The following is an 11,736-nucleotide window of genomic DNA, read 5'->3' on the forward strand; positions in this document are numbered from 1 at the left end:
GCTCAATGACCGTGATTGCAGCCGGGACCATGCACATGGCCTCTGTGATCATGGTCATGGGCGTGAGAATGGGCGTGGCCATGCTCATGCTGCTGCGCGATCACCTCGGGCAGTTGGCTGAGCAGGGGCAGCGGATCGAACGGTGCCTCCAGCGGCGCCAAGGCAAAGTCCTGACGCTCCAGCCATTGCGCCAACTCCGGATCACCCGGCAGGCGCAAGTGGTCGTCGGCGGCTTCCATATGCACATGCATCTCGCCCAGCTGATGTGCCAGACGCAGCAGATCGGCCAGGCTTTGTTTGGCCGATGCGCGCACCTGCAGCAAGGCCTCTGGCGCCGCCTCGACGCGCAAGAGCGAGCCATCTTCGGCCACCAGCACATCGCCATCGCGCAGCGTCGCTCCGACGGGCAGGCGCAGGCCCAGCTCGGCGCCTTGACCGTCGCTCAGATTCGCTTCGTGGTGTTGGCGCGCGGCAAAGGGCAGCGACAACACGCCCGCACGCTTGAGCAGCACGGGTGCGAGACCGGCACCTTGGGGAAGTAATTTATTGATGATCAACATGATGTATCTATTCAGCAAGCGTGGCAGGGATGTGGGGCAAGACTGTACGGCATTCGCCGGGCCAGGGTGCGCCGGTCTGGATGCTGGCGATCAAGGCCTGCAGCGCCTGCCGGTAGGCTTGCGGAAACTCGCTGTGCAAACGGCTGTGCGAACCGCCTTCGATTTCGACCCAGCAAGTGCTGGCCTTGGGTGCCGCATCGCGCAGGCGCCGGCCCAGCACGACCGGCACGGTCTGGTCGGCCGAGCCATGCAGCATCAAGATCGGCGCATCAACGCGGCCAATCTTGCTCTGCGAATCGAACTCCAAACGGGTGATGGCCGCACCAATTTTCCCCAGCATGCCGGCCTCGGCCGCTACATCCGGTAGGCGGGTAAAGGTCGATTCCAGCACCAGCGCGCCATAGTCTTTACCCTGCTGCAGCGAGCTGGCCAGCGTCACCGCGACCGCACCGCCCATCGAATGGCCGAACACCACGCGCTTGTTGGCATCCGGCTGCCGCTTGAGCAGCTCGGCCCATGCCGTGCGTACATCCGCATCGATGCTGGCCTCCGACGGGATCAAGGCCGTGCTGTCACCCCAGCCGCGGTAGTCCACCGCGACGATGGCAAAGCCCGCGTCGCGCAGAGCCTCGATCTTGGGCAGATTGCCGTACAGATTACGCAGCGTGCCGTGCAGATACAGCAGCGTCGGCGCGGACGGGTCGGGATGCGGCAGCCACCACAGCGCCAATTGCTGTGGGCTGCCGTCCTCGGCCGTCACCGCCTGCAAAAAGCGCTGGTCGCCGGCGCGCAGGCCGACGCCGTCCTTGGCATAGGCCACAGGCCGACCCGGCGACGGCCGCAGCGCGAGTTCGCGCTCCTTGACACTCCACCAAGCACAGCCGCTCAAGTTCGACGCAACAACCCACACCAGCAGCAATGCACCGAGTGATCGTTGTTGGAATCGCCATATGAAATAAGTTTCAGCGAGAATGCGCGCCATGATTTGTCTGCCCAAAATACCCTCGGTCAAGCTACTTGCCCCTTTGATCATCGCTGCTTGCGCGTTCGCCTCGCCTTTTGGCGCCCGCGCCGAAGGCGTGTTCGACCTGGCCGCACCCGGCCATTGGCGCTTGGTCGTGTCGCCCTACAGCTATCATTTTCACTACAGCGATGAGCACCGTTACGTCTGGGCCATAGGCGGCGAGCGCCAGGCCGACGACGGTTGGCTCTGGGGTGGATCGTATTTCAGCAATTCCTTCGGCCAGCCCAGCGGCTATGTTTATGTCGGCAAGCGCTATCCCGATTTGTTCAGCACGCCGCAGCTGTTTGCCCAATGGTCGGCCGGCATACTTTACGGCTACAAGGGCGAGTACCAAAACAAAGTGCCGTTCAACCACGGCGGCTTCTCGCCCGGCGTTTTGCTCTCGCTCGGCTGGGCCTTCAACAAAGAGACGGCGGTGCAGGCCAATCTGCTGGGCAACTCGGGCGTGATGGTGCAGCTCTCTTACGATTTTCACTGATCCGAATCGGCCTGCCATTTCAGCCATGCTGCACGCACCCGCTCGAAGGCAGGCAGCAACTCAAGCCAAGCCTGCTCGTTGAAGTCTGGCGGCCGGCGCAGCAAGGAGCCGCGCAGGCGCGCCAGCAGGTCACCGCGGCAGGCCAGCACAATGCTGTTACCACTGGCCTCAAGGCCTATGCGCAGCAACTGATCAGCAAAACGCTGGCGCAAGCGCGCCAGATGCAGCGCGTAGTCGATATGACCGCTGTGCAAATTCAGCACCAACAGGCCCTGCTCTTGCAGTGCGTCAAAGCAGTCGTCGTAAAAGCGCTGCGAGCACAAGGCCGGCGGCGTGCCACCCAGATCGAAACCGTCCACCATCAAGACATCAAAACAGCCGACCGCCCGCTGCACAAAATCGGCCCCGTCGACACAGTGGACCTGAAAGCGCGGGCCGTCTGCGGGCACGTTGAAGCGCTCACGCAAGGCGATCACATGGGGATTGATCTCGGCCACCTCGATATGGCTGGCGGGCAGGTGCCGAGCGCAAAACTTCGCCAGTGAGCCGCCACCCAGGCCGATCATGCCAATGCGCTTGGGCGCCGCTTGGAACAGCAAAAAGCCCATCATCAAAGCGGTGTAGTCGAGCTCCAGCGCGTCGGGCCGGCTCGCGTCCATGCGGCTTTGGATCGACGCGAACGAGAAATGCAAGCTGGTGGAGACCGGCGTCTCCAACACAAACGGTTGACAGTGAGGATCGGCGGCTGGCTTGAGCATCCCGCCGAGCGTAACCGATCGAGCTGGCAGCACAGTTTGTCGGCCCGGCCTGACCCCGTCGATATACTTCGACCCATGACGCAAGCACCTTCATTTGACCCCTCCCGCGCCGTCGACATCGCCCGCAAGGCCTTGTTGATCGAGTCCCAGGCTTTGCAGGACTTGGCGCCGCGCCTGGGCAGCGAGTTTGCACGAGCGGTGCAGGCCGTTTTGAACTGCCCAGGGCGGGTTGCCGTGATGGGTATGGGCAAGAGCGGCCATGTCGGGCGCAAGATCGTTGCCACTTTGGCCTCGACCGGCACGCCGGCCTTGTTCGTCCACCCAGCCGAGGCCAGCCATGGTGACCTCGGCATGGTGGCGCGCAATGATGTGGTGCTGGCGCTCTCGAATTCGGGGGAAAGCGATGAGTTGAATGTCGTCCTGCCCGTGCTCAAGCGTCTCGGCGTGACGATTGTGGCGATGACGGGCAAGCCCGAATCCAGCCTGGCTCGTCATGCCAATATCGTGCTCGACAGCGCCGTCGCCGAAGAAGCTTGCCCGCTCAATTTGGCGCCTACCGCCAGCACCACGGCGCAAATGGCCTTGGGTGATGCACTGGCCGTAGCGCTGCTGGATGCTCGCGGCTTCAAGGCCGAGGACTTTGCCCGCTCACATCCCGGCGGCGCACTCGGCCGCAAGCTCTTGACCCATGTGCGCGACCTGATGCGGGTGGGTGCAGACTTGCCGCGCGTCGCCGCCGCTACGCAGTTCACCGACTTGATGCGAGAGATGTCGGCCAAGGCCTTGGGCGTGGCCATCCTGGTGGACGACGCGGACCGCGTGCAGGGCATCTTCACCGACGGCGATTTGCGCCGCTTGATTGAAAAGGGTCAGGACTTGCGCGGTCTGACAGCGGCCGATGTCTGCTCCAAGCATCCTCGCACCGTCGCGGCCGAAGCCTTGGCGGTGGATGCGGCCGATTTGATGGAAGCCGCGCGCATCACCGTGGTCTTGGTGGTCGACACCGAACAGCGTTTGCAAGGTGCCATCACCATCAATGATTTGATGCGCGCCAAGGTGATTTGATGATCTTGCAAGCGGCTTTGAAATTTGCACCCGAGCTTTTGCTGTTGGCACAAGGCAGTGGCCTGGGCCTGAAGGCGGCGATCTTCGATGTGGACGGCGTGCTGACCGACGGCCGCATCTATATCGGCGAGCAAGGCGAGAGCTTCAAAGCCTTCTCGACGCTGGACGGCCATGGCCTGAAGCTGCTGGCGCAGGCCGGTATCACGCCCATCATCATCACCGGACGCGACTCCCCCGCCGTGCGCCGCCGCGTCGCTGATCTGGGCCTGCAACACGCGGCCTACGGGGCCAAGGACAAATACGCGGTGGCGCAGCCCATCCTGGACAGGCTCGGCCTGCAATGGGCCGAGGTGGCGGCGATGGGCGACGATTGGCCAGATCTACCGTTGCTGACCCGTGTCGGCTTTGCCTGCGCGCCGGCGCAAGCGCATGCGGAGGTGAAGGCGGTCGCACATTACGTCACCCAGGCAGCGGGCGGCCATGGCGCGGCGCGCGAGTGCTGCGACTTGATGCTGCAAGCCTGCGGGCGCTACCAGCTATTGCTGAACAGCCATCTGGACACGCTGGACGGAGGCGCGCCCTGATGCCAGCAGGCATGCCAGTGTCGCCTCGCTTGGCACCGCCGCTGGCTTCAAGCCGGCCACGCCTGGCCAAGACCTGGTTGTGGCGTCTGCAGTCCTTCTTGGCCAGTTTCTTGCCGCTCTTGCTGATGGCCTTGCTGGCCAGCGGCACTTGGTGGCTGCTGAAGAACACCCCCTCGCCTGACGGGGTAGACGTGCTGCCGCCGCCTCGCCATGAGGCGGACTACGAGATGAAGAATTTTGATCTGCAAAGGATCGCAGCCGACGGCCTGATGCGGGTGCGCATCGAAGGACGGGTCCTGCGTCATTACCCCGACACCGATACCTTGGAGATTGACGGCATCAGCCTGCGCAGCTTCGGCGCCGATGGCGGCCTGACGCTGGCGACCGCCAATCGCGCCATCAGCAATAGCGATGGCAGCGAGGTGCAACTGCTCGGCGGCGTGCATGTACAGCGCTTCGATCCCGTGCCGGCAGGCAAGCCAGCGGGCGGCCCCAAATTGGAGGTGCGCGGCGAGTTTCTGCAGGCCTTTGCCAACGCCGAAATCTTGCGCTCACACCTGCCTGTGCAATTGAACTACGCCGGCGCAGAGTTGAAGGCGCAGAGTTTTGAGTTTGAATATTTGACCAGCCGCTTGAGCTTTGGCGGCCGCACCCAAGCTCGCTTTGACGCTGCAGCATCAAACCAGGCAAGCAGGAAGGCAAAGACACTATGAGCGGCTTGGTCTATATCACCGGTGCGTCCAGCGGCATTGGCCAGGCACTGGCCTTGCAGTATTACCGCGCCGGCTGGCGCCTGGGTCTGGTGGCCAGGCGCACCAGCGATCTGCAACTTTGGGCGCAGACGCAAGACCTGACCCCAGCACGCTACGCCATCTACGGCGCCGATGTTTGCGATGTTGCCGCCATCACAGCGGCAGGCCAAGCCTGCATCGCTGCGCAGGGTCTGCCCGATGTCGTGATCGCCAATGCCGGCATTAGCGTCGGCATCGACAGTGCCATCTTTGATGACCTCGAAGTGATGCGGCGTGTTTACGCGACCAACAATATCGGCCTGGCCGCGACCTTCCAGCCCTTCATCACGCCAATGCTGCAGCGCGGCAGCGGCGCCTTGGTCGGCATCGCCAGCGTGGCCGGCATTCGCGGCCTGCCCGGTCACGCCGCCTATTGCTCCAGCAAGGCGGCGGTGATCAGCTATTGCGAAAGCCTGCGCGGCGAATGTCGGCCTTACGGCGTCAAGGTGGTGACGATTGCGCCGGGCTATATCGACACCCCGCTGACGCGCGAGAACCGCTACAGCATGCCGTTTTTGATGCAGCCGGAGGACTTCGCGGCGCGCGCATTTCAGGTCGTCAATGAGGGTGCCAGTTTTCGCGTCATCCCCTGGCAGATGGGGTTGGTGGCGCGGCTCTTGCGCCTGTTGCCGAATGCCTTGTTCGATCGGCTGCTGGCCGGCCGGCCCCGCAAGCACCGGCAGGCCGAATAGAAGCTGGCAGAAAAAAACCATTACACTGCCGGCCGACAAGCCAAACGAATAGCTGCGGCATATTCGCCGCAGGCCAGGAGGCCAGCATGATGAAAGTTCTACACCCCTGCTAGCGACCCCATTCGACGCAATCATTGTTTGATCTGCGTTTTTTTGGAGTTCCAACGGTGCCGCGCGAGTCGCCGCACAAGTGTTAGCTCTGCACCTTGCTCAAAAGCACGTGCCCTCTGGCTTGTCAACACATGAAAACTTTGTTCTATGGCTTGGCCGTGGCTGCCCTCGGCCTGTCGGGCCACGCCTTCGGCAAAATCGAAGCACTGCGCCTGCAGCCCGGCGAGGCCGCCATCCAGATCGATGGCCGTCTCGATGAAGCCACTTGGCAACGCGCGCCACGCTTCGATCAATTTGTGCAGTACCTGCCGCAAGACAAGCTGCCCGCTCGTTGGCGCACCACCGTACAAGTGCTGCTCACCGAAGATGCGCTGATTTTTGGCATCAGGGCCTATGACCCGGCGCCCGAGCTGATCCGTGCACCGCTCTCAAGGCGCGACAAGGTGCGGCGAGACCAGGACTTTGTGTCGGTGGTGCTGGACCCGGTGGGCCAGCGCCGCTCGGCGCAGTTCGCCCGCGTCAGCGCGGCCGGCGTGATCGCCGACGGCCTCTTCAGCGCCGATGATGACAGCGAAGACTTCGCCCCCGATTTCGACCTGCAAGCGGCAGTACAACTGCTGCCCGATGGCTACAGCGTTGAGCTGCGCTGGCCACTGGCGGCCTTGCGCTTCCCCTATGCCGATGGGGCGCCCTGGCTGCTGATGGTGGCGCGCAATACGCCACGCGAGAGCAGCAGCTTGGACGTCAGCGCGCCCTTGACCAAAGACTCGCTCAGTTTCATTGCCGAGTTGCAGCCCCTGGGCGGGCTGGGCGATCTGGTCGAGCAGGTGCGAGAGCGCAGTTTCTTGAGCATTCGCCCCGAGCTGACGGCGCGCCAGGAGCGCGCGTCCGACCCCAATAGCCGGCACGAGCACAGCAGCTTGTCGCTGGGTGCCGAACTGAAATGGCGTCCGCGTGCGGACTGGGTGATCGACGCGACCTTCAACCCCGACTTCTCGCAGGTCGAGCTGGACACCCCGCAACTGGCCGGCAACACCCGCTTTGCCTTGAGCGTGCAGGAAAAGCGCAGCTTTTTTCTGGAGAGCACCGATGTGGTCGGGCAAAGCCAGTCCGAAGAAGATCACGAGCAGCAAAGCCTGGCGGCCTTTTACTCGCGCGCCATCACCGACCCCGACTGGGGCTTGCGGGCAACTTGGCGCGGCGCCTCGGCCGAAGCAACCATGCTGAGCCTGCGGGATGCCGGCGGCGGCCAGATCTATCGAGCTAACGCCTATGGCACACGGAACTACGCGCAAAGCGTCGCCTCCAATGCCAGCTTTGCGCGCACCAGACTGCAGCTCGAGCCGGGCGGCCAAGCACTTGGCTTGGGTTTGCTTGCCTCCCAGCGCGACTACGGCAATGGCGCGAACAACAGAGTGCTGGGCAGCGACTTCGCCGCGCCCTTGGGAGACACCGATCTGCTGCGCGGCCATCTATTGGCGTCAAGCACCAGCGCAGGCTTTGACGCCAATGGCCAGTTGACGCGCATCTCGGCCGAGTCCGGCCACAAGCTCTGGATCGAATGGCGGCGCCGCAACGAAGACTGGAACAACAGCGCACAGTACGAGCAGGCGAGCGCGCGTTTTGCCAATGACAACGGTTTCGTCAGTCAAACCGGCTTGCGCCGCGCGACCGCCCATCTGAACAGGCGCTTGCATGGGCAGACATTGGCCTTGCCGGCGCTCGGCGATTGGGCCGCGCTTGAGACCCATGAGCTGGAATTGCAAGTCAAGCTGATGCAGGCGCAAACGCTGGATGACCCCCAGCAAGGCATCAAAGCCGGCGAGGTGATTGAGCGGCAAGTGCAGCCAGGCTTCTGGTTGGCGGCGGCACGCAATACCGGAGTCTGGGGCCATTTGGGCCTGGACCAGCAACGCGCGCGCAGCGGTGGAGCATTGCATCAGCCGCGCACCCTGAACCTCGGTTTTGAGTCGAATCCCAACGCATGGTTGACCTTGCTGAGCGCCGACTGGAGCTGGGGTCAGCGCCTAGACGTCGAGGCTGATCGCCTCGGGCGCGGCGCCAGCCTGATGCTGCAGGCCAAGCTGCGCAGTCCCTTGCCCTGGGGCGCCTGGCTGGAGCTGGAGCAGCAACTCGGCCAAAGCTATGTGCGTAACTCATTAGGTCAGCGCAGCTATACCGAAGCCAATGCGCAGACCTTGCTGGTGCTGCATCTGAGCGCCCGCGACTCGTTGCGCGCGATCGCACAACAGACCCGCTATGAGCGTGTGGCGGAGTCGAGTTTAGTAGCCGCAGACGAGCGCTCGCGCCACCTCTCGTTGGTATTCCAGCACCGCATTGGTTTGTCGCGGGTGTTGAGTTTGGGCCTTGTCTCGGCACGGGACAAGGCCGCGCAGCTGCGCAACACCGAGTTGTTTGCCAAAGCCGCCTTCGCCTTTCAGCCCTGATCGCAGGAACGCTTCGCCCAATGAAAAAGGCGCCCGAAGGCGCCTTTTCTCGCTGAGCGATCTGGGGGCTAATTAATAGCCGCCGCCGCCCGAACGGCCACCGCCGCCGCCGTAGCCGCCGCCACCGCCGGAACGGCCACCGCCGCCACCGCCGTAGCCGCCGCCACCGGAGCGGCCACCGCCGCCACCAGCGCCGCCGCCGTAACCGCCGCCGCCACCACCGTAGCCGCCACCGCCACCGCCGCCGCCGTAGCCGCCGCCACCACCGGAACGGCCACCGCCGCCGCCGAAACCGCCGCCACCGGAGCGGCCACCGCCGCCACCGAAGCCGCCTGGACGCTCTTCACGAGGACGAGCCTCGTTGACAACGATGGCACGGCCGTCGATGTCTTGCCCGTTCATGCCGTTGATGGCGGTTTGCGCCTCGGCATCAGAACCCATTTCCACAAAGCCGAAGCCCTTGGAACGGCCGGTGTCACGGTCCATCATGACTTTTGCAGATGTCACTTGACCAAATTGCGAGAATGCCTCTTGCAGTGTCTCGTCACGCACGCTGTAGGCAAGATTGCCAACGTAAAGCTTGTTTCCCATGGGGAAGCCCTTTCAAATACCAAAAAAACCATGCGGAGCTTCAACCCATCCTGAACCATTCAAGCGAAGGTGCGGCTTCCATACACAGGTAAACGATTATGGGCGAAGGGTCCAGCTACGCACACCCTCAGCAGGGTAATTGTTGTTTTTTAGCCGATAGAAAAAACCCTAGCCTCGGCGCCGTGCGAATGGCGGACTAGGTCGCTGAACCGGGCTTCAACAGGCGCCGGCAAGGCCGCTGGCTATGATGACCGCCATGTCTCAAAAACTCTCGCTCCACGCCTTGAACCGGGTGCTCGCCAGCATCGATGCGCCGCGCAATGGCCGTGCGCTATATGCCTTGTTGAGTGCGTTTTGCTTGGCCGGCTTGATGCTGGCGTCGGCGGAGTCTGCGCTGGCCAAGGCCGACAACACCTGGGGCGTGATTTGGGCCGGCCTGGGTTTGCTGGCGGCCTTTCTTGGCGTCAACACCACCGGCCTGCTCTTGATGGATCAGGCACGCGGCCGCCCGGTGCGCGACGTTGTTGACGCTTTCCATGATGCGCTGCGCGTTGCGCCCAAGGTGCTGCTGAGCCTGTTGATGATGCTTGCCTTGATGGCGTTGGCGCTGGGCGGCCTGGTGGCGCTGCTCTGGGCCGTCAAGCTGCCATGGATAGGCGCACCGCTGTTTGCGCTCTTGGTGCCGCTGGGTGTCGCCTTGTTGGGCGTGATGGCCTTCAGCGGCGCCGTCATTGTCGGCCCCCTGACGGGGCCGTCGATGTGGAGCGGCCGCAGCGCGGTCGGCACCGCCCGGCTTTTGCTGAAGCAGTTGCGCCACGGCGCGCTGGAAGCGGGCGCCTTGATGATGGCCGTACTCTTGACCACCGGCTTGGTCAGCGCGGCGGTCAGCTTTGTGGTCGTCAGCGGGGGCCGGGCCTTGGCGTTTTTGATGGTCTGGCTGATCGGCATCGATGTGCCGGCCCAACAATTGATGGCGGGCCTGTTTGGCTACGGGCTGCGCAGCCTGGGCGCCACCGGCGCGCCGGTCGCTGCGACGCCGCTGGGCATGGCGACCTTGGTCGGCGGCGGTGTCGTCTTCGCCGTCGCGTTGGTCTTGCCCACCTTGGTCTATCTGCGCGGCTGCTGTGCGGTCTTCCTGGCCTTGCAAGACGCACCGGCCGACGACGCGGCGCTATGACGCCGGGCCTGCGCATCGCCAGCCTGGTGCCCAGCATCACCGAGTTGCTGGTGTCGCTGGGTCTGGGTCCGCACTTGGTCGCGCGCACCGGTTTTTGCATCCATCCGCAGGCCGCCTTGGCCGATGTGCCCAAGGTCGGCGGCACCAAGGACGTCAACCTCGCCAAACTGCGCCAACTGGCGCCCAGCCATGTCATCGTCAATGTCGACGAGAACCGCCTAGAACTGGCCGAGGCCTTGCGCGAATTTGTGCCGCATATTGTGGTCACCCATCCGCAGTCGCCGGCGGACAACCTGAGCCTGTTGGCGCAAATGCAGCTGCACTTCGGCAGCGAGCCGGGCGTCAACGAACGCTGCGCGACGCTGGCCGCCGAGCTGCGCCTGGCCTTGCAGCGTTGCCGCGCCCAAAGTTGGCCGCTACAGCGCGTGCTGTACCTGATGTGGCGCGAGCCTTGGATGACGGTCGCACGCGACACCTATATCGCGCGCATGTTGGCCGAGGTCGGCTGGCAAAGCTGGCCGGCGGTGCAGGGCGGCGAGGCCGGCGCGGCGCGCTACCCTGTATTGCAGGGCGGCGAGGCTTGGTTGGCGCAAATCGACCGCGTCTTGCTCAGCTCGGAGCCCTATCGCTTCGACGCCAGCCACCTGCCCCTCGCCCAGGCCTTGTGCCCGCAAGCCAAGGTGCAGCTGATTGATGGCGAGTTGCTCAGTTGGTATGGCCCGCGCGCCGCGCGTGGGCTGGACTATTTGCGCCGCTTGGCGACTCAGTAACAACCCCTTGCTCGAGGCGCCGGTCCAGCCCACACAATCCAGCCATGGACATCTACAAACCTCTGGTCGCTCTGCTCGCCATCGTCAACCCGGTCGGGGTCGTGCCCTTCTTCATTCACTTCACCAGCCACCTGACGCGCGAACAGCGCAAAAAGACGATTCTGGTCAGCTCCTTCACCGCCTTTGTGGTGATCTCGATCAGCGCCCTCTTTGGGCTGAAGGTGATCGAATTCTTCGGCATCTCGCTGGCATCCTTCCAGGTTGGCGGCGGCACCCTGCTCTTGATCAGTTCGATCCAGATGCTGAACGCGCAGCCGGCAGAAAGCCGCAAAGACGACCTGACCGAAGGCGCAGACAAGGCCGACAGCGGCGCCAGCATTGCGGTTGTGCCCTTGGCCATCCCGCTACTGACCGGGCCGGCGACGATCTCGACCATGGTCATTTACGCTGACAGAACCCGCCATTGGTGGGAGTTAGCGGTGCTGGTGGGTTATGGCGTGGTGGTGGGCTTGCTCACCTATCTGGTGTTTTCAGCCTCGGGCCGCATCGCCCGCGCCTTGGGCCAAACCGGCATCAACATCATGACCCGCTTGATGGGGCTGATTCTGGCGGCGCTGGCGGTGGAGCTGTTGGCCGATGGGCTGATCAAGCTCTTCCCCGTGCTGGCCTCACATATTTCTGGCTAAGC

The 11,736-nt window shown here is 63.8% G+C and carries 13 protein-coding genes; 9 read left to right on the forward strand and 4 right to left on the reverse strand.

Annotated features, from left to right (window positions below; translation table 11 throughout):
* Window positions 1-2 precede the first annotated feature (2 nt).
* Both LNV09_RS06245 and LNV09_RS06250 read right to left on the reverse strand, forming a co-directional pair.
* Window positions 3-560, reverse strand: coding sequence for an urease accessory protein UreE (locus LNV09_RS06245; protein WP_263556220.1), 558 nt, complete (start codon window positions 558-560; stop codon window positions 3-5).
* 7 nt (window positions 561-567) lie between these two features.
* Window positions 568-1,542 (reverse strand): alpha/beta hydrolase, encoded by a 975-nt coding sequence (locus LNV09_RS06250; RefSeq protein WP_263556221.1) that lies wholly within the window; start codon window positions 1,540-1,542, stop codon window positions 568-570.
* Here LNV09_RS06250 and LNV09_RS06255 point away from each other — a divergent pair.
* Window positions 1,541-2,062, forward strand: a complete 522-nt coding sequence (locus LNV09_RS06255; RefSeq protein ID WP_263556222.1) for an ABC transporter ATP-binding protein — start codon at window positions 1,541-1,543, stop codon at window positions 2,060-2,062. The genes LNV09_RS06250 and LNV09_RS06255 overlap by 2 nt on opposite strands.
* Here LNV09_RS06255 and LNV09_RS06260 read toward each other — a convergent pair.
* Window positions 2,056-2,820, reverse strand: a complete 765-nt coding sequence (locus LNV09_RS06260) for a spermine/spermidine synthase domain-containing protein (RefSeq protein WP_263556223.1) — start codon at window positions 2,818-2,820, stop codon at window positions 2,056-2,058. The two genes, LNV09_RS06255 and LNV09_RS06260, sit on opposite strands and share 7 nt — an antisense overlap.
* A 75-nt stretch (window positions 2,821-2,895) precedes the next feature.
* Between LNV09_RS06260 and LNV09_RS06265 the strand changes: the two genes are divergently transcribed.
* The 5 genes from LNV09_RS06265 (at window position 2,896) to LNV09_RS06285 (ending at window position 8,510) form a co-directional block, all read left to right on the forward strand.
* The gene (locus LNV09_RS06265; RefSeq protein WP_263556224.1) at window positions 2,896-3,885 is read left to right on the forward strand and encodes a KpsF/GutQ family sugar-phosphate isomerase; all 990 of its coding nucleotides are present in this window, start codon (window positions 2,896-2,898) and stop codon (window positions 3,883-3,885) included.
* Entirely contained in the window at window positions 3,885-4,469 is a 585-nt protein-coding gene (locus LNV09_RS06270; protein WP_263556225.1) for a KdsC family phosphatase, read from the forward strand. The genes LNV09_RS06265 and LNV09_RS06270 overlap by 1 nt, the downstream gene beginning before the upstream one ends.
* 11 nt (window positions 4,470-4,480) lie before the next feature.
* Complete coding sequence (lptC, locus tag LNV09_RS06275) at window positions 4,481-5,182, forward strand: LPS export ABC transporter periplasmic protein LptC (protein ID WP_263556226.1); 702 nt, start codon at window positions 4,481-4,483, stop codon at window positions 5,180-5,182.
* Entirely contained in the window at window positions 5,179-5,952 is a 774-nt protein-coding gene (locus LNV09_RS06280) for an SDR family oxidoreductase (protein ID WP_263556227.1), read from the forward strand. The genes lptC and LNV09_RS06280 overlap by 4 nt, the downstream gene beginning before the upstream one ends.
* Before the next feature lie 242 nt (window positions 5,953-6,194).
* On the forward strand, window positions 6,195-8,510 hold the full coding sequence (locus tag LNV09_RS06285; RefSeq protein ID WP_263556228.1) for a carbohydrate binding family 9 domain-containing protein: 2,316 nt from the start codon (window positions 6,195-6,197) through the stop codon (window positions 8,508-8,510).
* Between the two features lie 72 nt (window positions 8,511-8,582).
* Here the strand turns inward: LNV09_RS06285 and rbp are convergent, their stop codons facing one another.
* Window positions 8,583-9,101, reverse strand: a complete 519-nt coding sequence (gene rbp / locus LNV09_RS06290; RefSeq protein WP_263556229.1) for an RNA-binding regulator — start codon at window positions 9,099-9,101, stop codon at window positions 8,583-8,585.
* Between the two features lie 256 nt (window positions 9,102-9,357).
* Here rbp and LNV09_RS06295 point away from each other — a divergent pair, with 256 nt between their 5' ends.
* Genes LNV09_RS06295 through LNV09_RS06305 form a run of 3 tightly spaced genes read left to right on the forward strand, consistent with a single transcriptional unit; the run spans window position 9,358 to window position 11,734 of the window.
* The gene (locus LNV09_RS06295) at window positions 9,358-10,278 is read left to right on the forward strand and encodes a hypothetical protein (protein ID WP_263556230.1); all 921 of its coding nucleotides are present in this window, start codon (window positions 9,358-9,360) and stop codon (window positions 10,276-10,278) included.
* A complete protein-coding gene (locus LNV09_RS06300) occupies window positions 10,275-11,048 on the forward strand; it encodes a helical backbone metal receptor (protein ID WP_263556231.1) in 774 nt (257 codons plus the stop codon). The genes LNV09_RS06295 and LNV09_RS06300 overlap by 4 nt, the downstream gene beginning before the upstream one ends.
* 44 nt (window positions 11,049-11,092) lie before the next feature.
* On the forward strand, window positions 11,093-11,734 hold the full coding sequence (locus LNV09_RS06305) for a MarC family protein (protein ID WP_263556232.1): 642 nt from the start codon (window positions 11,093-11,095) through the stop codon (window positions 11,732-11,734).
* The last annotated feature ends 2 nt before the right edge of the window (window positions 11,735-11,736 follow it).

It is taken from the genome of Paucibacter sp. B2R-40 (assembly GCF_025717555.1).
Taxonomy (GTDB): Bacteria; Pseudomonadota; Gammaproteobacteria; order Burkholderiales; family Burkholderiaceae_C; genus Paucibacter_A.

What these genes read in the sequence shown, in the direction of transcription:
- LNV09_RS06255 (WP_263556222.1), top strand. Translation starts at nt 1,541, where the DNA reads ATGATTTGTCTGCCCAAAATACCCTCGGTCAAGCTACTTGCCCCTTTG.
- LNV09_RS06305 (WP_263556232.1), top strand. Translation starts at nt 11,093, where the DNA reads ATGGACATCTACAAACCTCTGGTCGCTCTGCTCGCCATCGTCAACCCG.
- lptC (WP_263556226.1), top strand. Translation starts at nt 4,481, where the DNA reads ATGCCAGTGTCGCCTCGCTTGGCACCGCCGCTGGCTTCAAGCCGGCCA.
- LNV09_RS06265 (WP_263556224.1), top strand. Translation starts at nt 2,896, where the DNA reads ATGACGCAAGCACCTTCATTTGACCCCTCCCGCGCCGTCGACATCGCC.
- LNV09_RS06295 (WP_263556230.1), top strand. Translation starts at nt 9,358, where the DNA reads ATGTCTCAAAAACTCTCGCTCCACGCCTTGAACCGGGTGCTCGCCAGC.
- LNV09_RS06285 (WP_263556228.1), top strand. Translation starts at nt 6,195, where the DNA reads ATGAAAACTTTGTTCTATGGCTTGGCCGTGGCTGCCCTCGGCCTGTCG.
- rbp (WP_263556229.1), bottom strand. Translation starts at nt 9,101, where the DNA reads ATGGGAAACAAGCTTTACGTTGGCAATCTTGCCTACAGCGTGCGTGAC.
- LNV09_RS06260 (WP_263556223.1), bottom strand. Translation starts at nt 2,820, where the DNA reads ATGCTCAAGCCAGCCGCCGATCCTCACTGTCAACCGTTTGTGTTGGAG.
- LNV09_RS06250 (WP_263556221.1), bottom strand. Translation starts at nt 1,542, where the DNA reads ATGGCGCGCATTCTCGCTGAAACTTATTTCATATGGCGATTCCAACAA.
- LNV09_RS06245 (WP_263556220.1), bottom strand. Translation starts at nt 560, where the DNA reads ATGTTGATCATCAATAAATTACTTCCCCAAGGTGCCGGTCTCGCACCC.
- LNV09_RS06280 (WP_263556227.1), top strand. Translation starts at nt 5,179, where the DNA reads ATGAGCGGCTTGGTCTATATCACCGGTGCGTCCAGCGGCATTGGCCAG.
- LNV09_RS06270 (WP_263556225.1), top strand. Translation starts at nt 3,885, where the DNA reads ATGATCTTGCAAGCGGCTTTGAAATTTGCACCCGAGCTTTTGCTGTTG.
- LNV09_RS06300 (WP_263556231.1), top strand. Translation starts at nt 10,275, where the DNA reads ATGACGCCGGGCCTGCGCATCGCCAGCCTGGTGCCCAGCATCACCGAG.